The organism is Bartonella sp. AA97HXZ, from assembly GCF_042196985.1.
GTDB lineage: Bacteria > Pseudomonadota > Alphaproteobacteria > Rhizobiales > Rhizobiaceae > Bartonella.
The window spans coordinates 103,125-124,029 of sequence record NZ_JBHIRC010000006.1; the positions used below are offsets into that span (position 1 = coordinate 103,125).

Sequence of the window (20,905 nt, forward strand, 5' to 3'; positions counted from 1 at the left end):
GGTAAATTTTATTGTTAAGTCTATAATAACCATATAAAAATCTTGCAGTTTTTTATACTTAGGAAATGAGAGAAACTGCAAAGGATAGTTTTGGCTCCCTTTCATTTCAGCTCATCTTTTCATTGTTTAAATAAACAAGAGTACCTTAAGCCATTCTCATGAAAAAAAAACCTTTTGACTCTCAAAATAATTCTTTGCGTGCAATTATTGCAGCTATTGCAACCATTGGCACTGTTGGAACAGCATTGGCAATGGGAACACAACTTGTCTCTCTTCTTATGGCAGAGAAAGGACTTTCCAACAGTACAATCGGCTATAGTGGAACAGTTGGTGGAATCGCCACAATTATTGCAGCTATTTTTACGTCTCGAATTGCCTTATGCTTAGGAATCGCTCAAACAATATTGCTTATGATGGCGATAGGATCTTTAAGTTTTTTAGGATTCTATTTTTTTGATCCCATATGGATTTGGTTTATTTTAAAGTTTATATTACATTTCAGCATGACAGTTATGTTTATCCTATCAGAGTTTTGGATCAACAGTTATGCTCCCCCAAAAAAACGCGGTTTGATCCTTTCTATTTATGCTATTGTCTTAGGATTAGGGTTTATAATAGGTCTAACGCTGCTAGCAAAAGTGGGAACACAAGGATTTATTCCTTTTGCTGTTGGATATAGCCTTATTATACTTGCTACTATACCAATTCTTACCGCTTGGAAATTAAGTCCAGAATTTCAAAAAAATCAATATATGCCATTTTTTCGTTATCTTTTTCACGTTCCAAGTGCAATGATGGCGGTCCTTGTTTACGGGGCCATTCAAATGGGCGTATTAACTCTTATAATACCCTTTAGTTTATCCATTGGTTATAATGAGAATGAAGCAGCACATTTTATGGCAACCCTTGCACTTGGGAATATTTTCCTCTTAATTCCTATCAGCATTATAAGCGACTACGCCAAAGATCGACGCTACCCGCTGATGAGTTGCGCTATTCTAGGTTTTATAGGAACTTTTATAGTACCATGGATTCTTCAATATCCATGGATTCTGATGCTTGATTTGTTTTTTCTGGGTGGTGTATCAGCGAGCCTTTATACAATTAGTCTTGCACATTTAGGAGCCCGTCTCAAGGGGCAAGAACTTGCTGCTGCTAATTCTGCTTTTATTTTTTGTTATGGAATTGGTATGCTCATCGGACCGACCTTTATCGGAAAATCCATGGATATCTTTAAACCCTTTGGTTTTTCAATAGCCATGGCTGTTTTTTTCGGTTTATATGTCATTTTGGTGTTTGTCCAACTTATGAGAAAATTAATCAGCTCTTGACTTTTTTGAGAACATCCGTAGTGTTGCCGGAAAATCTGATGATGTCGGAAATAAGTTTTGACAGCAATAATATTTTTTCAGTATAAATAGGGTATTTACATTATGGCTAAAGCAGCAACCATTAAGATCAAGCTTTTATCAACTGCAGATACTGGTTTTTTCTATGTAACAAAGAAAAACAGCCGTACAATGACAGATAAAATGAGCAAGCGTAAATATGATCCAGTTGTAAAAAAGCACGTTGAATTTAAGGAAACAAAAATTAAATAAATAAAATTATCATTGAATTGATAGATTTTATATTCCAAAAGAAATGTGGGAGTATTGCTCTTCAAAGTTATTTTTTGAGGGATGTTTTTTTATTTCCTTAAGTTTAAAAAGTTTACTTTAAACTTTGTATGTTTTGTACGGATTTGGATAAGTTGATTTATTATTTAAGTTGCTTACATATATTCTGTATGAGTATTTGATTATTGTGATATCTAATGAAAATTTTGTCATTAAAACGAAACATTGTTTCGTCATATGAATAAAGTTTCTCGGGTGAATTATAAACAATACTAAAATAGAGTTATAGTAATGTTAGCAGTTTCTTTCATTTCATGAAAAAATCTTTTTCTCATTTTAATCTAAGAAGCTTTAATCTAAAAGTTATCGGTTTCAGTATTTTTGTCGCTGCTAGCATTCTTATCATTATGTCAACTTATTTTAAGAAAACTCAGCTGTTGCCTCAAAAAGAAAAATTTTCTTCTCAAAACACTGTTGAAGGAAATGCATTAATCATTGATGGCGATACCATTATGATTTCTTCAATTAAGATTCGACTAGCTGGAATTGATGCTCCTGAACTCCACCAATTTTGTGGAAAAAAAGAAGCTCGCTACCCTTGTGGGCTTGAGGCAAAGAAATATTTAGAACAATTATTAAAAAATCAAACTGTTACATGTCACTGGCAAAAAACAGATAAATATCGCCGTATTCTTGCAACATGTAAAACAAAACAAGTTAGCAATATCAACGCAACACTTGTACATAATGGTTGGGCTGTAAATTATTATGAATACCCCAAAGAAGAGCAAGAAGCTAGAAAGAAAAAGAAAGGAATATGGGCATCAAGTTTTCAACGACCAAAAGAATGGCGCAAAGCAAATCCTCGCACAGAATAAAAAAAATATTTTTTAATTTTATTTACTAATGAAACAATGTAGCCCAATTATCAAACTTGAAAAAGAGATCTATTCCTGTCGTGTTTGCGTCCAACAACCCCATTATTTTCCTTCTCTTCCTCATGAACCAAACCCTGTCGTTTATTTATCCGATACTGCTTCGATTGCAATTGCAGGCCAAGCACCAGGGTTGCGTGTCCATGAAACGTCTATCCCTTTTAATGATCGCTCTGGTGAAAAATTGCGTAATTGGCTGGGTGTCACGAAAGAAGAATTTTATAATAAATCTCTCTTTGCTATTGTTCCTATGGGATTTTGTTTTCCAGGTTATGACAAAAATAAAGCTGATTTACCACCAAGACGTGAATGTCGAGAAATATGGCATGAAAAGATATTTCAGGCAATGCCTCAAATAAAGCTTGTTCTTGCTATTGGCAGTTATGCGCAAAAGTGGCACATTACAGAATTAAAACATAAAACCGTTTCTGCAACTGTTGGTGATTGGAGAAATATTCTTTCCATTCCTCAACCTCGAGGCTATAATGTTATGCCTTTGCCTCATCCGTCATGGCGAAATACTTTTTGGTTACAGAAAAACCCATGGTTTAACGATGAGCTTATTGTATATCTGCGTCGTTTAGTGCGTAAATTTTTATAAATTAAAATATTGAGAAAAAATATGGATCGTCTTGACCGAAAAATTTTACATCTTTTGCAAGAAAATGCGACACTTTCTGTTGCTGATATTGCTAAAAAAGTGGGACTTTCGACCACTCCTTGCTGGCGTAGAATTCAAAAACTTGAAGAAGATGGCGTCATTCAGCGTCGTGTTGCTGTTCTTTCTCCAGAAAAAGTAAACGCACACGTCACTGTTTTTGTGTCTATTCGCACAAATACACATAGTCATGAATGGTTTAAGCGTTTTTCAAAAATTGTGCAAGAATTCCGTGAAGTCATTGAATTTTATCGAATGAGTGGAGATATTGACTATTTATTGCGTGTTGTTGTGCCCAACATTGAAGCTTATGATCTTTTTTATAAAAAATTAATTTCTAAAATTGATATCCGTGATGTCTCATCTTCTTTCGCAATGGAACAGATTAAATATACAACGGAACTTCCGCTGAATTATATTAAATTACACGACAAGACGCATGAACAAAGCTCTTAAGATTTTTTATACCCGTCTTATGATCTTTTAGGCATTCAAACTTTCTTGTTCCAAAACTGCCATTTGTGCATGTGTTAAAACAGCGGCTTTGACGATACCAGCTGCCATAGCTGCTCCTGTCCCTTCACCAAGACGCATCCCCAAATCTAGAAGTGGTTCTTTGCCAATTTTTTTTAAAAGTTTACGATGAGCTGTCTCAGAAGAAACATGTCCAACAAGGGTATGATCAAGAGCTTTTGGATGCATTTTATAAAGAACCGCTGCAGCTACTGTTGCCACAAAACCATCTAAAATAACGGGTATTTTTTCTATTCTTGCTGCTAAAATAGCACCAACCATAGCAGCAATCTCACGTCCTCCTAAGCGACGCATTATCTCAAAAGGATCATTAAAATAATCCTTATGCAAAGAAATGGCTGTCTTAACCGCTGCAATTTTACGCTGATAAAAATCACCTTCTGATTCCATACCATTTCCTGTCCATTCTTCCACTTCCCCTCCAAACAATGCTAAGCATAAAGCTGAAGCTATTGTTGTGTTTCCAATTCCCATTTCTCCAATACATAAAAGATCTGTCCCACCCGCAATGGATTCCATTCCAAATGCCATTGTAGCAGCCGCACTCCGCTCATCCATTGCGGCATCCTTCGTAATATTCATTGTTGGATATTCCAATGCTAAATCAAAAATTTTTAATCCAAGATCATACGCAATACAAATTTGATTGATAGCAGCTCCACCAGATGCAAAATTTTCTACCATTTTTTGTGTCATAGATTGTGGAAATGGTGTAATATTCTCCTCTACAATACCATGGTTTCCAGAAAAAATAGCAACCAAAGGTCGCGTTACGATAGGTTTTTCTGTACCCCTCCACCCCGCATACCAAACAGCAATATCTCCTAGTTTTCCCAATGTTCCTTGCTCTTTTGTTAAGTTTTTTTGCCGTTTTTTTGCCAAAATTATAGAAAACTCATCAGCAACAGGTAAATTTGTAAGCAAAGCACGAAAATCATCAAATGGACTAGCGATCATAAGGATACCTTTTAAAATCTACAATATTTATGAAAATCACGTCATATATACAGGATATAAATAATTTATTGTTTTTTTAACAGTGCTTTAAAAAAGTTAAATACTATGAAGGCAATAATTTCTATATTCTATTTTCTACCCCAATAACAAACGTGCAAGATTCAAAATGTTATTAATATCTTATGACTACCTTTACAGTGATACCCTTAAGTTATTTTTTATTTAATAGGTATAATCAGCATGCCGTTTAATATATAAATTCTAACATTCTTATTCATAATAAAAGTTATAAACTTTCAAAAACTTATAAAATTAAAAGGATCAAAATTATCGCAAAGAAATCAAAACGCAAAGGATCTCAACTTTAATATATGTTAATTGTCTGACTGTTATTAAATGAGAGCATAAAAAGCTTCTTTTAAAGTACATATATCTGCGTTTGGTTTTGTCGCATCATTTGATAGTATTTGCCGCCATCGACGTGCCCCACCCCGCCCATGAAATAAACCAATCATGTGACGCGTCACATGAGAAAGCCGCCCCCCCGATGCAATATGTCGAGCCGCATAATCACACATAACCTCAATAAGATCACTCTCACTTAGACTATTCTGCGACTCACCATAGAGTTCAAAATCAATATGTTTTAACAAAGTTGGATCATGATAAACTTGGCGACCAACCATGACAGCATCACAGAAAGTTAAGTGTTCTTTGATCTCATCAATCGATTTAATTCCACCATTTATCCCAATGAATTTATGAGGATATTGACGTTTTAATTTGTAAACCCTTTCATAATTAAGGGGCGGAATATTGCGATTTTCTTTCGGACTCAATCCTTGTAGCCATGCCTTGCGTGCATGTATCCAAAGCGCATCACATCCAGCATTCCAAACCTGATTAGCCAAAAGATCTAACGCTAACTCTTCATCTTGTTCGTCCACTCCAATCCGACATTTGACAGTTACAGGTATAGTAACCTCTCGTTTTATTGCTTCTACGGCATTTGCCACAATGTCTGGATGTAGCATCAAACAAGCTCCAAAGACACCTGCTTGAACACGATTTGATGGGCAACCAACATTGAGATTTATTTCGTTGTAGCCAAAATCCTCAGCAATTCGTGCAGCTTCTGCTAACTTTTTCGGATCTGCGCCCCCTAATTGTAATGCAACTGGACATTCTTTGTCGCTAAAAGCCAACAATTGTTCGCGAACACCATGAATGACAGCATCTGCTACCATCATTTCCGTATAAAGGAGAGCTTTTTTCGTTAAAAGACGATAAAAAAATCTGCAATGTCGGTCTGTCCAGTCCAACATTGGTGCTACTGCAAATTTTATAGGCGATGGAAGGTTGTAAAATATCATGAGGGTATTACTCTCATGTCCCTATAGCTCTCTCTTTATACATAAAAAAAATACTTACTTTTAGTTTACGGAAAATTTTATTCTCTTATACTATCATGAGTATAATAACAGCTCATTATTTTCAATTGATATCAAGGTTTACTACAATCAATCATGCCACAACACAATATCGCATTTCTCATAGATTAGTGTTCAGGTATATAAACATGAAAAAAGAAGATTTTTACTATAATATAAAAAACTCATTTATAAGTTCTTCTTATTACGCTCTTCAAGCCTCTTCCCTTACATGATTTAGTACAGCGTTTAAGATAATAAATGCTAAACTAACACATTATAGAATTTGTCATGATCGATTTAATTTTCTTTAGATTTTTTTAACTCATTGTGCAAATAAACGATACAGAAAGTAGCTTTTATCTTCTCTTAAAGAAGAAAAAAACCTTATTTCACACGAATCTAATTATAAATTATTTTTTATCAATGAGTTCTTTTTGGTAATATTCTTAGATTTCACTTTATAAGATAGACAAATTTCATCTTAAATATTCTATCTAATTTTGCCATTTTGTGATTCTTGCAAAAAAAAACTAAAATCAGGGTATAGACAACCATTGCCTTTTTAATATCTATAACTAATATCAGTATCTCTCGAAGGAAAATATTTTACAATATTGCAGATACAATCTGTAAAATGAAATGATCATAAACGTTGTTCAATCTCTTGTTGGCTTTGCATATAGGAAGAAAGAGTATCAACCTCTTGTTCATTAAATAGGAGCCCCAGTTTTGAACGACGCCATAACACATCTTCACATACTTTAGCCCATTCTTTTTCCATCAACCATTTTACTTCTACTTCATAAAGCCCATGTCCAAAATTTTTTCCTTTATTTGCCTTACCATGTGCAAAGATCACCAATGCTTCCGTACCGTAGGAGCGTGCAAGCCTGCGATGTGTAAAAGCATCTAAATCTGGCATTAAAAGAGCAATCCTATTTTCGATTGTATCTAATTTGTTATAGGGAAAATCACCCCCTGGAAGTACTGCCTTAGCCGTCCATGATGCTCCCTTTTTACCAAGCTCTTTTTCAACAAATTTCATCGCATCTTCAGCCAACTTACGATAAGTTGTAATCTTTCCACCATAAAGATTAAGTATCTTTGGTGTCGTTCCTGTTCCCATTTCTTTTAAAACATAATCGCGCGTAATTTCTTGTGCTTTTGAAGCTCCATCATCATAGAGTGGACGAACTCCAGAGTAAGACCAGACAATCGTTTCAGGCAACACTGGTTGTATGAAATATTCACTGGCTGCTGCACAAATATAATCAATTTCTGTATCAGTAATATGAACGTCAGCCGGATCTCCTTGATAATTACAATCTGTTGTTCCAAGTAAGGTAAACTCTTCTTGATACGGAATAGCAAATATAATACGCCCATCACCATTTTGAAAAATATAAGCACGATCATGAGTATAAAGCTTGGGAACCAAAATATGAGAACCTCTAACAAGCCGTACTGGTGGATGTTCTTTACAATCTAATATGCTTGCTAAAACATGATCAATCCAAGGACCTGTCATATTCGCGACATAAGAAGCTGTGACACTATATTCTTTGCTACTTAACTTGTCTTGAAGAAAGATACGCCATTTATTGTCTTCTTTTTTTAAAGAGAGAACTTCTGTTCGTACTTTTATATCAGCTCCCCACTTTTCTGCATCACGAGCATTGCCAATAACTAAACGCGCATCATCTACTCTTGCATCAGAATATTCAAAACCTCTCTGATATTCTTTCTTCAGTGTAGAGCAAAATTTTTGTGAAAAATTAATCGTTTTACTGCGCCACAATTTCTGATTCCAATTCCCTAAATAATCATAAATAAAAAGTCCAAAACGCAACATCCAAGCAGGGCGCAATTCTTTATGATAAGGAAGGAGAAAACGCAAAGGACGCACAATATGTGGAGCCATACGTAAAATAATCTCGCGTTCTTTCAATGCTTCACGAACAAGTTTGAACTCATAGTGTTCAAGATAACGAAGCCCACCATGAATAAGCTTTGTTGACGCACTTGAGGTCCCAGATGCAAGATCGTTCATTTCAGCCAATCCCACTTTAAATCCGCGTCCTGCTGCATCTCTTGCCAATCCACAGCCGTTTATCCCTCCTCCAATGATAAACAGATCATAATGTGTTGTGGTTTTCATAATTTCACTTTTCATTATTTAATTTTGTTTCTCAGTACTCAATAAAGCAACAGGAAAAAATAATACAAATGTTCTTCATTGTATTATCAACGTACTTTTTCCTAAAATAAACACGCACAAAAAGCTTTTGATACCCTTATACATCAAAACAACATTTGACAAATTAAAGAGAATTTTTTTATCTTTTACAAAACATAATCCTTACCAAGCCAAGGTTTATCATATGAAATCTTTTTAGAGAAAAATTGATGTTTTTTCTCATTCTTAAAGATACACTATAACTAAATGCTTCATTGCACATAGATAGCGCTTTTCATATAGTTCACTCAATGACACCCTAAAAAATGTGAAGGTATACAAATGAATTATCACTCTCAAAACTCGAAAATAACACTTTTTTCAAAAATTTTAGTCATAGTTATGTCGAGTATTTTAATCTTTTTACCTTCTTTATCAAACGCAACATCACACTCAAAAACAGCAAATGATTTAAGCTTAGAAAAGCTTAAATCACAACTTTTGGAAGATTCTAGCTTTTTATCTAAGCTTAAAGAAAAAATGATACCACATACTGATTCTCATCATATTCAACAAATCGTCAGAGAGTATCTTCTTACTCATCCAGAAATTATGATTGAAATGCAGCTTATTCTTCAAGATAAGCTGGAAAAACAGAATGAATACGAAAACCAAAAACAAACTTCTGTCATTCATTCATTAGAAAAAGAGATTTTTCATTCTCCTCATGACGCTGTTTTGGGAAACCCAAATGGTAAAAGAGTGCTTGTCAATTTTTTTGATTACAACTGTGGTTATTGTAAAATTTCCTATTCAAATATAGAAGACTTAATAAAAGAATATCCAGATTTAAAGGTTATTATCAAGGACTTACCAATTTTAAGCTCTGATTCTATGGCAGCCCATACTGTTGCCTACGCATTTCGAAAACAATTTCCAGAGAAATATCCTCAGTTTCACAAAACGCTTTTAATGTATCAGGGTCGTGCAAATGAAGCTAAAGCTATTAAAGTAGCTGTTTCATTAGGAGCAGATGAAAAAAAACTACATAATGCAATAAAAGATCCCACTCTGCAAAACGCTTTTAAAGAAAACATTCAAATTGCCTCTGCACTTCATATTACGGGAACACCTTCTTACATCATTGGTGATAAAATATTCATCGGCGCAGCCAGACAAGATATTCTAAAACAAGCGATAGATAATACACAGTGAATACCTGATCCGTTTTAGGAAGAATACTGTAAATGAGGTAATTTTATGCTTTCTCTTTTTTGATAACAGGCTTATAAGTGCAATTTTACGTAAAGCAAATACAAGTTTTAAATTGCAAAGTATAATGATTTAAAGGAAATAAAAATCTTTAAAGCCTCAAAAGATGTCATCCCTAATCTAGAGATATTCGGTCATAAAATGAGATAATGACGATCTTCATTGATCAAGGAGTTAGAAATAAAATGGCAACAAAAAAAATGGATTCGGCAAAAACCGCAATTGATACGAAAATTATTCGTGATCTTGCTGTAATTTTGAATGATACAAATTTAACGAACATTGAAGTTGAACAAGGAGAGCTTCGTATTTGTGTCTCACGCCAAAATACCTTAACTTCTTCTGAGCAAGCAATCTATGCCCCTGTTTCTACTCCTACTTTTTCTGTAACATCTTCTCCAGTTCCAACAGCTGAATCTCCTATACAATCTATCCAAGAAGATAAATCAAAAAACACAATAACCTCTCCAATGGTTGGAACAGCTTATCTTGCACCCTCACCAGGCGCACAACCTTTTGTAGAAGTAGGACAAAATGTTTCTGAAGGGGAGACATTACTTATTATTGAAGCCATGAAAACAATGAATCAAATTTCATCACCGCGCTCCGGTACGGTAACCACTGTTCTTGTCAAAGATGGTCAACCTGTTGAATTTGGTGAACCACTTATTATTGTTGAATAAAGCGAGGGGCAACCATGATTCGAAAAATCCTCATTGCTAATCGAGGAGAAATTGCTCTTCGCGTTTTACGTGCATGTAAAGAACTTGGCATTAAAACCGTGGCTGTTCACTCTACCGCTGATGCAGATGCAATGCATGTTCGTCTTGCTGACGAAAGTGTTTGTATTGGCCCTCCTCCCGCTCGTGATTCTTATTTGAGTATTCAGCAAATTATTGCTGCTTGTGAAATTACAGGAGCGGATGCTGTTCATCCAGGTTATGGCTTTCTTTCTGAAAATGCAAAATTTGCAGATGTTCTAGAAGCCCATGATATTACATTCATCGGTCCAACAGCTACTCATATCCGCATCATGGGCGATAAAATCGAAGCAAAGAAAACCGCCAAAAAACTTGGTATTCCTGTAGTTCCAGGTTCAGATGGAGCAGTCACTGAAGAATCAGATGCTTTACGCACTGCTCGTGAAATTGGTTATCCAGTTATTATAAAAGCTTCTGCCGGTGGTGGCGGACGTGGTATGAAAGTCGTTCATTCTGAACAAGAATTTTCTATAGCTCTCAAAACAACGCGTTCAGAAGCGAAAGCTGCTTTTGGTGATGACGCTGTTTACATAGAAAAATATTTAGAAAAACCCCGTCATATTGAAATTCAAGTCATAGGTGATGGTGCGGGAAATGCTATTCATTTAGGAGAACGCGATTGTTCACTTCAACGACGGCATCAAAAAGTATGGGAAGAAGCTACGTCACCTGCACTTAATGAAACTGAACGGAAAAAAATTGGAAATATTGTTGCAAATGCCTGTGCCCAACTTGGATATCGTGGAGCTGGTACTATTGAATTTCTTTATGAAAATGGCGAATTTTATTTTATTGAAATGAATACACGTTTACAAGTCGAGCATCCTGTAACTGAAGCAATTACAGGTATAGATTTAGTCCACGAACAAATCCATATTGCATCAGGCTGTAAACTTTCAGTAACACAAGATGAAGTCTGTTTTTCTGGTCATGCCATTGAATGCCGTATTAATGCAGAAGATCCCATTAACTTTACGCCATCACCTGGAACCATTACACATTTTCATACACCTGGAGGTTTAGGGATTCGTGTTGATTCAGGCGCTTATTCAGGTTATCGTATCCCTCCTTACTATGATAGCATGATTGGAAAGCTAATTGTTCATGGACGTACCCGTTTAGAATGTATGATGCGTTTACGGCGTGCTTTAGATGAATTTGTCGTCGATGGGATAAAAACTACACTACCTCTTTTTCGCGATCTTATTAATAATCAAGATGTTGCTGATGGTAATTATAATATTCACTGGCTAGAAAATTACCTTGCTCATCAATCAAAGTCTTCAGATTCGTAATTCGATAGCAAAACGGTGCATTCTTATAAAAGACTCTATAAGATATCAACATAAGGATAGTTCCAACCTTGCTGTAAAAAGTGGAAAAAGGAAATAAATTGGTTATTTTTTATATAGTTTTCTTTTAATATGCATAAAATTTAATAATTTTCTGTTTTCCTTTTTGTTAGTTTGTGCTAACTCCTACATGGTTACGCCCTTATAGCTCAGTTGGTAGAGCACCTGATTTGTAATCAGGGGGTCGGGAGTTCGAGTCTCTCTGGGGGCACCATGCTCTTTTTTATCCAAAATAATTTATTGTTTTTTCTAAAGTTTTTAGACATGAGGGATTCGTTAATAAAAGTAATGGAATAGGATTTTTGCAATAAAGTAGAAACGCAATATCCTACCGGATGTATTTTTTGCAATGAACGCAAAAAGCTATTGATTCATTTTAAATACTTTTTTCAAACTACCGCGCCTTTATAAGAGGACACTGCAATTATTTGCACATTATAAATTACGATTTCTTTCATCAGAGATGAATTATTAAGCTTCATCAGCAATGAATCGGTCTCATATATTTTTTTCCAAAGAAAGAATGATTTGTACTCAATAAAGGAATTAAACTTAAAAACCTACTCATGAAGCAATCATTTTGAAAAATGAAAGAAACAACAATCAAGGTCATATATTATCTCCATACACCCCACATAACCTCCTCCCCATCCTAAAAGCAAAAAACATAAAACAAGTCTGTAAACACTCCGACGTCTTATCTAACAGGTTGTTCCTCCTGCTAACCACTTCAACGCTTTACAAACAACCTTGCCTTGGATATTCATCACACTGTCATAAAAAATTTAATGCATAAAGTTTTATAGGCTTTATATCCTCCCAAACTAATAGTGTTTTACAGTAAAAACAAAGATAACGAGCTAAATTGTTGAGAATCCTGAGAAAGCCTTCAGAAATCATGACATTCTCGCTATTGTATTATGCAGTCACACGCTTTTTTAAAGAGATATCTCTTAAATCCCCCAAGCCTCTTTCACAATGACTCCCGTAAATGGTATAAAATGAAATCGATTGATCAGCCCCATCTTTATTTATAATAAAAGCCATATCATCGTACTATTTTCCAACTCTCAATCTCAGCAATCCCCCATTGCCTTGGAAAGAGTTTATAAAAATTATTTTATTTATTTTTTCAAATGATTATCTATATCACAACTTCACACATAACGTGCAAGCGAATACTTTTGATTGATCCGCATAAATAACTTAAAAATGAAAAAATACGATATAATGAATTATTAAATTATAAAACAATGAGTTATTATTAGACATCAATTTTTAAAATTAAAAGTTATCATTAAAGATAAAACACATCCTTTATAAAAATAGTTTTATATAAATAAAATCTACTTTTATCCCCATTAAAAAAAATAGGAATAAAGCAAATAAATAATTTCCTCTACAATAAAGATTTTTAATAAATCCAAAAAGTTAGAAGTTTTCATTTCTAAAAAATGAAAACCTCTAAAGGATCTTCTTACTTTGACAAGAATATTTTATAGCTCTTTTCAATTGAGAATAAATCAACAAAAGTAAAAAATCTCCAGTACATGATCTTTTTTCAAGACTTTATCTAAGCAGCCCTCTTAACTGATTTTCGAAAACGAAGAGGCTTTGCACGCTTTACTACTGTTTTTGCTTTTTTATGCCTCTCATTTTGAGGTGAAGAATTCTTCCGCTGCAACTGTGCGGTATCATCTTTTCGACCTAAAAACTGTTTTTGACGTTTAGATTTTTTAAAACGGCGTTCCTTATCGTTTTCTTTACTTTCTCGCACAATTGGCTTTTCTGGAAACGCTGCAAATTGTTCTGGAACAGCCTCAGCCACCAATTTCATACGAATCAAGCGCTCAATAGCACGCAAGCGGGACCTTTCTATCTTCTCATCAAAAAGCGTAAGTGCTACACCAGATGCGCCATTCCGTCCTGTACGACCAATACGATGTACATAACTTTCAGCTTCATCTGGTAAGTCGTAATTAATAACGTGGCTTATCCCTGGTATATCAATACCGCGTGCAGCAATATCTGTTGCCACTAGGATCTGCACAGATCTTTCACGAAAAGCTTTTAAAGCAGACTGGCGAGCACCTTGTGATTTATTTCCATGAATTGTTGCGACTAAATATCCTATCTTTTCTAAACTACGCGTGACAGCATCTGCCCCATGTTTAGTTCGAGTAAAAACAATAACCGAATCAAAAGCTGGATTTGTCAAAAGTTTACTTAAAACATTCTTTTTTTCATTCGTAGGAACACAATATAATTTTTGGCAAATCTCTACAGCCGTAGTACCTTGAGGAACAACTTCAATTTTAACCGGATCATTGAGTAAACATTTTGCAAGCACAGCAATTTCCCTCGGCATTGTTGCAGAAAAGAGTGCTGTCTGACGCTCTTGATGCAAAAGCTTTGCAATTTGCTTAACATCATGAATAAACCCCATATCCAACATACGATCTGCTTCATCCAAAATCAAAAAACGAGATTGGGAAAGATCAACACACTTTTCACGAACAAGATCTCTCAAACGCCCTGGAGTCGCTATCAAAACATCCACACCTGCTTCCATACGTTTAATTTGTTTTAAACGTGATACGCCCCCAAAAATAAGACATGTTGAAAGATGTGCTCCTTTCGCCACAGTACGGATCGTTTCATCAATCTGAACAGCAAGTTCACGCGTTGGAGCTAAAATCAAAGCGCGTGCAGTTTTAGGACAGCGTTTATCACCCAAAGCCAAAATCTGACTTAAAATAGGTAAACCAAATGCCAAGGTTTTTCCAGAGCCTGTCTGAGCAACACCTAAAATATCGTGTCCTTTCAACATCACTGGAATAGCTTGTTCTTGTATAGGTTTAGGTTTACTCATCCCAGCAATGAGTAAATTTTTAATCAAAAGAGTAGGTAAACCTAACTTTGTAAAAACATTTTCTTCTTTTATAGGCAAAATAAAATCTTTCCTTAGCTGAAGAACTCAAAAGAAGTAACCATCTGAACTCTCCACTCAAGAATCCGCGCAAGAGAAATCCCTGACATTTTAAATGAAGCAACGCCTAAAAAGCGGCTTGCGCAACTTATGAACACCTTGAAATCAAGATAAAGGCGTATAAACTTCACTTTACAAAAAGCCAACAAACCAGCCTAAATGCCTTCATCTCTATTATCTTTGGATTATGATAAAAAAGCAAGAACTTTACGAAATACATTTATCATGAATAAAAACAATATCTAGATCGTTTACTTTTTGATGATTGTGTCCATCGGTAAATGTACCTTGATAAAATCAGGATAAATCTCGAGAAAAACTGGATTTTGTAAAGTTTTTTGACCGCCATAAATTAAATACCATTGGTTTTTATCAAAAATCGCCAAAGTTTTATATTGAATGATGCGATCTTTCATCTCAAGAACTGTTGGAATTAAAGCATACAAAGTACCGTTATCAGTTTGTAAATACTCTATATTTTCTTTATCTAAATAATAAGCACCAGAAGGCACCCCCTCAAATTTCTTATGCAACTGTTGAAGAAAATCACTACGTAAAGCACTCTCTGTTGTATTCAATCGATGTGCCATCTCTTTATAAAGCCGCTCAGGCATATAACGAGAAATAGGCATAAAATCCCCATTTTTTATAGCATTATTGACATCAACAACGACTCTTGAAAGTTCATCTTTTTGTACTACTGTTGGCTGAGATGCTAAACTCTGTTGATTAACAATCAAAAAGAAAAATAGACTCAGCACCGAATGAAAAATAGGTTTCATCATTATACTTCTTGTTTTAGTAAAATTTCAGTTTCTCAAATAACAAAATCAAATAACGTTTGATCATCAGTAATATCACGATAACGCCAACCTAACGCTTGAAATTTTTCCTCTAAAAGACAAAAATTACCGTATTTTTTTGTTTCAATCGCAACCAATACAGAACCAAAGTTTCTCGCTGACTTTTTAAGATATTCAAAACGTACGATATCATCATCTGGTGATAATGTGGAAAGAAAATGACGCAATGCACCAGGATGTTGCGGAAAACTAAAAATAAAATATTTTCTCAACCCTTGGAAACGTAAAGAACGCTCTTTAATTTCTGGCAAACGCTCAAAATCAAAATTACCTCCTGAAATAACGAGAAGAATTTTTTTCCCCTTTAACTCTTGAGGAGGAATACTGTTAAGCGCATCAATCGATAAAGCACCAGCCGGTTCCAGAACCACACCTTCAACATTAAGCATTTCAACCATCGTAGAACAAACGCGGTTTTCAGGAACCGTAATGACAGAATCAGGGGGAAATTGCTTTAGAATTGTATAGTTTAGAGCACCAATTTCAGCCACAGCAGCACCATCTACAAAAGTGTCAATGCTTTCAAGCTTGACGCGTTTTCCACTCTCCAAACAAGCAAGCAAACTTGCAGCTCTTTGCGGCTCAACAAAACGAAGCTTTGTTTTCCAACCATATTCATGTAAAAACTTGCTCACTCCACTTGCCAAACCACCCCCCCCTACCGGCACAATCATCAAATCTGGCTCACTTTCTCCATTGAGTTTTTTCCATTGTAAAGCTGCTTCACAAAGCACTGTTGCCTGCCCTGTAATAATGCGAATATCATCGAAAGGTGGAGCCATTACACCACCGCTCTCTACGACAAAGGATTGCGCTGCTTCATAACATTGATCAAATGTTTCACCAACCAAACGAATATCAATGAATTCTTTACCAAAAATACGTGTTTTTTCAATTTTTTGTTGTGGCGTTGTCATAGGCATGAAAATCACGCCTTTACGTTTAAAATAACGACAAACAAAAGAAACCCCTTGCGCGTGATTCCCCGCTGAAGCACAAACAAATGCAGAATCTGGTGATATACAGCTAAGCATTTCTGAAACAAAATTGAAAGCACCACGAATCTTATAAGACCGCACCGGTGTTAAATCTTCACGCTTTAAATAAATTTCTGCATCATACTTTTGACTAAGAAAATCATTTCTTTGAAGTGGTGTTTCAGCAAACACGTGATGCAATCCCACCATAGCTTTTGTGACGTCTTGAATAAATTGACTCATAACACTAATCATTTCATACTTTATTTACATTATAAAAGCTTTTTCTATCGATAACGGAAACTATTGTCAGTCAAAATTTCACTAAAAAATGAAAAATGTTTCTTTTGTCATTAATTCTTGATTCAATAAAAGATATAGCTTATGAGAGAACTCACATCGCGGACGTGATGAAAACGGTAAACATAGCAGACTTAAAATCTGCCGGTCGAAGACCTTGCGGGTTCAAGTCCCGCCGTCCGCACCACAATATGTGGATTTCCCCTTATTTTTCAGTAATTTATTAGAAATTAGAAAAAATTAAACCACCTTCTAAACCACCTTTTAAAACCCTATCATAACGCTATCAGATGGTATTGAGATAGTACTAAAATACGAATCATTGCTGCTTTTTTGAGGCATATTTTGGAACTAAATCACCATACCATGTTTTGCTTCGACTCCCCAATTCCCCTCCCCGCCATAAAAGACGAGGAGATAGAATCAATTTTCCAAACTAAGCAGCTTTCGTAACAGACCTTGCTAAAACCCGCTTAGCTTCTTTAATGAGAGCTTTATATTTTCTATTCTCTTCATCGACTCTAAAAGCATCAACAAGACGCACATGGATAGGACCTAAAAGATACAAAGCTTTTTCACCAGCACTCATACCCTTCCAATGGCTTGGTAAATCAAAGCGTGTATCATTATCATAATCAACAGATTGGCTTTTTAACTTTTTCTCACACTCAATAAAGTAACGACGAGCTTGTCTGCCTTTCTCATTGCGTTCAACCATGGAAAGCTCTTTTGCCATGTCTAGAGTGAGGTGATATTCGATACTTGGACGACCACCTTTAGGTTTCGGTAAATTTTTACCGAAACTCATAACACCTTGATTTTCTTGATGGGCATTAGGTTTTACTAAATTTTTAGTAAAACTCACAAAGTCCTTATTTTCTAGGAAACCGTATTCTTTAATACGATTAATAATCCAATCGTTAAAACGAGATGTGACCTTCAAAAACGTATGCAACTCACGTGCATTTACTGTTTGAACTATTTCTTGATCAATTGTTTGTTCCGTAATTTTTATAAGAATGTTCATAATGAACTCCTATCGATTAGAGGTTTCTTATTGACATTCCAGAGGAATGCCGGGCGCTAAGAAACACGGTCGATAGTCCGTCGCTATGCTTTCCCCATAAGGGTATTGTATGGCATAGCTACACCCGACAAAACCTTTATATGCTACACGCATACAACGAGTCAAAGTCTTTAAGGCGCGGAGAAAATATTGTTTCGGCAATCTATCCGCTATCGATTCAAGATGTTTCTTAGGCACCTGATTCGACAATAGACACATTGTTATAATCCTGTCAAGTCGCTCCTGTTATAAATGCAGCCCACTGTTCCAAGAGAGCATGGCGTTGTTCCAAAAAATCTGTTCGCATATAAGCTATTACTATCCCATACAGCATTTTGATTGTTGATGATCAATTGCAAAACGGAGTGTTGATATTGAGAAGTTTTATTATACCGTCGTTTTTACAAAACGAGCTGTTTAAGCGTCTCTCAACACTTCTTTGAGTCTTGATAGAACTATTAAGAGAATATACCGGAATCCTATCATCTTTACAATTTTCACACCATTTCCCATCTTTAATTTTATAGTGAAATCCTGATTGGATCATACAAGCATGAATCATCGACCATTCATGAATGCCTAATTTGCTATTGTCTATACCGCTACTATAAGGAGATAGCGCACCACACTCTAATAGTGCTTTTCCTACCTCAGTAGAGTTTACACCTGGCTTTTCCCATATAACAAAGGATGTTGAAGGAGGCTTTGAGTTACATCCAGCCATATTTAATAAAGCTATGCAGCTTAATAATTTTAAAGTTTGTTTCATTTTTCCCCTTTTTTAATAGATTTATTGACTATGAGAAGGCTTTAAAGCCTGTTGATGTTTCTTATCTCCATTTTTCAAATTTGTCACTGAACTTCCAGCAAATAGAACACCCTTTTTTCAAAAGGGTGAGATTTCAAATCCAACCCTTCCAAATTCTTGAAAGTCTTCAATATTTTGATGTACAAGCTTTATAACTGTAGCGTGGCTATTCCCCACACCCTCTGTAATTTTTAAAGAGATCTTAACGGCAATACCATCATTACCGATTGTCACTAAATTATTCATGATCAAGCTATTATCAATAATTTTCTGTCATTTTTGTTAACCTGTCTCTACGAGCAGTTCGTTACTTTGGACTTCTTCAAGACAATTCTACAGAATCTCTTTCAGTTTTTTTAGCTTCAATATAACGATCAATTTCAACAAGATCCCATTTTAGGTATCGTCCTTCTTGTATAGGCTTAGGAAAAGCTCCGATTTTTACAAGCTCTCTAATATATGTCATTGACATTCCGAGATAAATTGAGAGATCTTGTATATTGACAAACCGTTGCAAACGCATCGACAGTAAAGCTTGTTCGAATAAGCTTACTTTTTCTATTGAGGCAGTTAATTTTTCTTCGTTCATTTAAAACTTTCCTTATTATCTAAGTGTTGAGAATAATTATAAATAGGCGGGGGTGCTGGGAGGAGAGAGCACCCCCATAACGTCAAGCGGCTTTTGTCAAAATCTTTTGCATCTCTTGTTCTATTTCTGCTAAAAAAGCTTCGACCGCTTGATTAATCTGTTCAATGTGTTCTTCATCACGGTGAATGCGTTTGATTTTCATGCGTAAGTATGTTGATTGCCTCGTAAAACGTGGGTCATAACTGATAAAATCACACCATTTTCGTCCCGTACAAGCCATTTGGAATTGTATTTGCGCGCTATATTCAGGCTTTATAGTGTCATCTATAAAGAAGCGTAAATGGTTTGGTGATTGTGGACATTTGACTTCAACTAAACCGTCATCACCAACAAACCCATCAGGACTAGCACCAGCCATTTTGATTGTGGGGTGTTGTATGAAACCACACTCTATGACCTCTGTATCATAAATAAATGCATATTCTTTCAAGGCATCTTCTTCATGTTCAATGCCCCATTGCATAGCCGGCGTTGGATAAGATTGGCTTACTTCACCAGTTAAACGTTCTGTTATAAGTTTGATTTTGTAGTCTTCATATTTGTTTGTCGGCATTCCCTTTGCTGTTTTACTCAGTAGGTTGTAAACGTTTGAAGCAGTGACTTTACCCAAGCGCGCTTGAAACCACTCTGCTGTCCTTTGTTCCATTTCACACCGCCGTTTGTTGTTGAGTTGGTGCATATTCAATATCTTGTATAGGTGCATCTAATTGCTCTTGTTGTGCTTTATTCATTTGCTTTCGTTGCTTTTTTTTCAAAGAAAACAAAGCGGTTTGTGCTTGTTTAAAAGACATATCTTTTAGATTTTTTACTCCTATGAAAGAGAGAAGCCTAGTTTCTTCAGATTGTGTTTTTTTAATTAATTCTTTGATTTCATTCATCTGTTCAGAAGAGATACCCGCAAGAAGTGTTATTCCATCTGTATCGTCTTCTTTTCTTGCAACATTAAGAAGCATGCCTAAGAGATATCTACTGCGTAGCTTATAGTAGAACCAACCGCTTGTGTGTTATTTTTGCTTCCCGTAGCATCAATGGGAAATGTTCCTTGTGTTGATATTTCATTGCCCGATATATGCTTTAAAGTCATTTCTACAGTTATGTCATTTGAACTCTGGTCTTTGATACGAGAGAACAAGGCAAAGTGATGTTTTGCAAGAGGTTCTTTAATAGCATCAATATATTTATCAAGCGTTGTATAGAGGCTTTTAGTATGTGTATTAATGGCATTTTGTTCGATATTTTTATATTCCACTTGTATAGTAGAAAGATCACGGACAAAGTTTTGACACTCTTGTCGTTCTATCTCCTTTTCTCGCAATTCAAGAAGACGCTTGAGACGATCCATATCGACATCATTTTCTAAAGCTCTTTCTAAAATAAGCTCCATAGCTGTAGGTTTGATTTCACAATCGTTCGTTTTTTCCACTAATTCCGTTTGTGTGGTACTTAGTTCACTCATCTTGATTTCCTCCTATTTGAGCGCAATTCCCCCGTGGCGTGAATCACGCATGTGTTAAAAGTTGGTTTGGTTGTTAGAGTTTGGATTTTATAGGCTGCAT

19 protein-coding genes, 2 tRNA genes and 2 pseudogenes are annotated in these 20,905 nt (G+C 35.4%); 10 read left to right on the forward strand and 13 right to left on the reverse strand.

The features are described from left to right. Positions 1-158 precede the first annotated feature (158 nt). From ACFINE_RS05070 to ACFINE_RS05090, 5 genes are all read left to right on the forward strand, one after another. Positions 159-1,331 (forward strand): MFS transporter, encoded by a 1,173-nt coding sequence (locus ACFINE_RS05070; protein ID WP_273791015.1) that lies wholly within the window; start codon positions 159-161, stop codon positions 1,329-1,331. A 102-nt stretch (positions 1,332-1,433) separates the two neighbouring features. Continuing rightward, entirely contained in the window at positions 1,434-1,601 is a 168-nt protein-coding gene (gene rpmG / locus ACFINE_RS05075; protein ID WP_004864083.1) for a 50S ribosomal protein L33, read from the forward strand. Between the two features lie 332 nt (positions 1,602-1,933). Continuing rightward, complete coding sequence (locus ACFINE_RS05080; protein WP_375621282.1) at positions 1,934-2,497, forward strand: thermonuclease family protein; 564 nt, start codon at positions 1,934-1,936, stop codon at positions 2,495-2,497. A gap of 28 nt (positions 2,498-2,525) precedes the next feature. Further along, on the forward strand, positions 2,526-3,155 hold the full coding sequence (locus ACFINE_RS05085) for a uracil-DNA glycosylase family protein (RefSeq protein ID WP_375621283.1): 630 nt from the start codon (positions 2,526-2,528) through the stop codon (positions 3,153-3,155). A 21-nt stretch (positions 3,156-3,176) separates the two neighbouring features. Further along, a complete protein-coding gene (locus tag ACFINE_RS05090; protein ID WP_375608344.1) occupies positions 3,177-3,668 on the forward strand; it encodes an Lrp/AsnC family transcriptional regulator in 492 nt (163 codons plus the stop codon). A gap of 27 nt (positions 3,669-3,695) precedes the next feature. Here ACFINE_RS05090 and cobT read toward each other — a convergent pair whose 3' ends face one another. The 3 genes from cobT to glpD form a co-directional block, all read right to left on the reverse strand. Further along, entirely contained in the window at positions 3,696-4,703 is a 1,008-nt protein-coding gene (cobT, locus tag ACFINE_RS05095) for a nicotinate-nucleotide--dimethylbenzimidazole phosphoribosyltransferase (RefSeq protein WP_375621284.1), read from the reverse strand. Between the two features lie 392 nt (positions 4,704-5,095). Then, positions 5,096-6,076: a tRNA dihydrouridine(20/20a) synthase DusA gene (dusA, locus tag ACFINE_RS05100; RefSeq protein WP_375621285.1), complete on the reverse strand. Its 981-nt coding sequence runs from the start codon at positions 6,074-6,076 to the stop codon at positions 5,096-5,098. Between the two features lie 703 nt (positions 6,077-6,779). After that, a complete protein-coding gene (gene glpD, locus ACFINE_RS05105) occupies positions 6,780-8,309 on the reverse strand; it encodes a glycerol-3-phosphate dehydrogenase (protein WP_375621286.1) in 1,530 nt (509 codons plus the stop codon). A gap of 345 nt (positions 8,310-8,654) precedes the next feature. Between glpD and ACFINE_RS05110 the strand changes: the two genes are divergently transcribed. From ACFINE_RS05110 to ACFINE_RS05125, 4 genes are all read left to right on the forward strand, one after another. Beyond that, positions 8,655-9,527 (forward strand): DsbA family protein, encoded by an 873-nt coding sequence (locus ACFINE_RS05110; RefSeq protein ID WP_375621287.1) that lies wholly within the window; start codon positions 8,655-8,657, stop codon positions 9,525-9,527. Positions 9,528-9,769: 242 nt separating this feature from the next. Further along, on the forward strand, positions 9,770-10,267 hold the full coding sequence (accB, locus tag ACFINE_RS05115) for an acetyl-CoA carboxylase biotin carboxyl carrier protein (RefSeq protein WP_375621288.1): 498 nt from the start codon (positions 9,770-9,772) through the stop codon (positions 10,265-10,267). A 14-nt stretch (positions 10,268-10,281) separates the two neighbouring features. Then, positions 10,282-11,640, forward strand: coding sequence for an acetyl-CoA carboxylase biotin carboxylase subunit (gene accC / locus ACFINE_RS05120; RefSeq protein WP_375613402.1), 1,359 nt, complete (start codon positions 10,282-10,284; stop codon positions 11,638-11,640). Between the two features lie 195 nt (positions 11,641-11,835). After that, positions 11,836-11,911: transfer RNA gene (locus ACFINE_RS05125), tRNA-Thr, on the forward strand. A 1,359-nt stretch (positions 11,912-13,270) separates the two neighbouring features. On the opposite strand, the gene ACFINE_RS05130 is transcribed toward ACFINE_RS05125, so the two are convergent. From ACFINE_RS05130 to ilvA, 3 genes are all read right to left on the reverse strand, one after another. After that, positions 13,271-14,647, reverse strand: coding sequence for a DEAD/DEAH box helicase (locus ACFINE_RS05130; RefSeq protein WP_375621289.1), 1,377 nt, complete (start codon positions 14,645-14,647; stop codon positions 13,271-13,273). A 290-nt stretch (positions 14,648-14,937) separates the two neighbouring features. Continuing rightward, a complete protein-coding gene (locus ACFINE_RS05135; protein WP_375621294.1) occupies positions 14,938-15,468 on the reverse strand; it encodes a hypothetical protein in 531 nt (176 codons plus the stop codon). Positions 15,469-15,503: 35 nt separating this feature from the next. Then, positions 15,504-16,781, reverse strand: a complete 1,278-nt coding sequence (ilvA, locus tag ACFINE_RS05140) for a threonine ammonia-lyase IlvA (protein ID WP_375612449.1) — start codon at positions 16,779-16,781, stop codon at positions 15,504-15,506. A 146-nt stretch (positions 16,782-16,927) separates the two neighbouring features. On the opposite strand from ilvA, the gene ACFINE_RS05145 reads away from it, so the two are divergent. Next, a tRNA-Leu gene (locus tag ACFINE_RS05145) sits at positions 16,928-17,013 on the forward strand. A gap of 249 nt (positions 17,014-17,262) precedes the next feature. Here ACFINE_RS05145 and ACFINE_RS05150 read toward each other — a convergent pair. The 7 genes and pseudogenes from ACFINE_RS05150 to ACFINE_RS05180 form a co-directional block, all read right to left on the reverse strand. After that, positions 17,263-17,853, reverse strand: a complete 591-nt coding sequence (locus ACFINE_RS05150; protein WP_375621290.1) for an antA/AntB antirepressor family protein — start codon at positions 17,851-17,853, stop codon at positions 17,263-17,265. 271 nt (positions 17,854-18,124) lie between these two features. After that, a pseudogene (locus tag ACFINE_RS05155) lies at positions 18,125-18,205 on the reverse strand (integrase dna protein); the annotation flags it as partial. A 36-nt stretch (positions 18,206-18,241) separates the two neighbouring features. Continuing rightward, a complete protein-coding gene (locus ACFINE_RS05160; RefSeq protein ID WP_375607459.1) occupies positions 18,242-18,661 on the reverse strand; it encodes a hypothetical protein in 420 nt (139 codons plus the stop codon). 117 nt (positions 18,662-18,778) lie between these two features. Further along, complete coding sequence (locus ACFINE_RS05165; protein ID WP_167309078.1) at positions 18,779-18,946, reverse strand: hypothetical protein; 168 nt, start codon at positions 18,944-18,946, stop codon at positions 18,779-18,781. Positions 18,947-19,022: 76 nt separating this feature from the next. After that, the gene (locus ACFINE_RS05170) at positions 19,023-19,289 is read right to left on the reverse strand and encodes a helix-turn-helix transcriptional regulator (protein WP_375621291.1); all 267 of its coding nucleotides are present in this window, start codon (positions 19,287-19,289) and stop codon (positions 19,023-19,025) included. 82 nt (positions 19,290-19,371) lie between these two features. Next, on the reverse strand, positions 19,372-19,995 hold the full coding sequence (locus tag ACFINE_RS05175) for a lambda exonuclease family protein (RefSeq protein ID WP_375621292.1): 624 nt from the start codon (positions 19,993-19,995) through the stop codon (positions 19,372-19,374). A 1-nt stretch (position 19,996) separates the two neighbouring features. Then, positions 19,997-20,805: pseudogene (locus ACFINE_RS05180) on the reverse strand (ERF family protein). Between the last annotated feature and the right edge of the window lie 100 nt (positions 20,806-20,905).

Coding starts and splice junctions, on each gene's coding strand:
- ACFINE_RS05160 (WP_375607459.1), bottom strand. CDS start 18,661: ATGAAACAAACTTTAAAATTATTAAGCTGCATAGCTTTATTAAATATG.
- ACFINE_RS05085 (WP_375621283.1), top strand. CDS start 2,526: ATGAAACAATGTAGCCCAATTATCAAACTTGAAAAAGAGATCTATTCC.
- accC (WP_375613402.1), top strand. CDS start 10,282: ATGATTCGAAAAATCCTCATTGCTAATCGAGGAGAAATTGCTCTTCGC.
- dusA (WP_375621285.1), bottom strand. CDS start 6,076: ATGATATTTTACAACCTTCCATCGCCTATAAAATTTGCAGTAGCACCA.
- ACFINE_RS05070 (WP_273791015.1), top strand. CDS start 159: ATGAAAAAAAAACCTTTTGACTCTCAAAATAATTCTTTGCGTGCAATT.
- ACFINE_RS05170 (WP_375621291.1), bottom strand. CDS start 19,289: ATGAACGAAGAAAAATTAACTGCCTCAATAGAAAAAGTAAGCTTATTC.
- ACFINE_RS05165 (WP_167309078.1), bottom strand. CDS start 18,946: ATGAATAATTTAGTGACAATCGGTAATGATGGTATTGCCGTTAAGATC.
- ACFINE_RS05150 (WP_375621290.1), bottom strand. CDS start 17,853: ATGAACATTCTTATAAAAATTACGGAACAAACAATTGATCAAGAAATA.
- accB (WP_375621288.1), top strand. CDS start 9,770: ATGGCAACAAAAAAAATGGATTCGGCAAAAACCGCAATTGATACGAAA.
- ACFINE_RS05080 (WP_375621282.1), top strand. CDS start 1,934: ATGAAAAAATCTTTTTCTCATTTTAATCTAAGAAGCTTTAATCTAAAA.
- glpD (WP_375621286.1), bottom strand. CDS start 8,309: ATGAAAAGTGAAATTATGAAAACCACAACACATTATGATCTGTTTATC.
- ACFINE_RS05090 (WP_375608344.1), top strand. CDS start 3,177: ATGGATCGTCTTGACCGAAAAATTTTACATCTTTTGCAAGAAAATGCG.
- ACFINE_RS05110 (WP_375621287.1), top strand. CDS start 8,655: ATGAATTATCACTCTCAAAACTCGAAAATAACACTTTTTTCAAAAATT.
- ilvA (WP_375612449.1), bottom strand. CDS start 16,781: ATGATTAGTGTTATGAGTCAATTTATTCAAGACGTCACAAAAGCTATG.
- ACFINE_RS05175 (WP_375621292.1), bottom strand. CDS start 19,995: ATGGAACAAAGGACAGCAGAGTGGTTTCAAGCGCGCTTGGGTAAAGTC.
- rpmG (WP_004864083.1), top strand. CDS start 1,434: ATGGCTAAAGCAGCAACCATTAAGATCAAGCTTTTATCAACTGCAGAT.
- ACFINE_RS05135 (WP_375621294.1), bottom strand. CDS start 15,468: ATGAAACCTATTTTTCATTCGGTGCTGAGTCTATTTTTCTTTTTGATT.
- cobT (WP_375621284.1), bottom strand. CDS start 4,703: ATGATCGCTAGTCCATTTGATGATTTTCGTGCTTTGCTTACAAATTTA.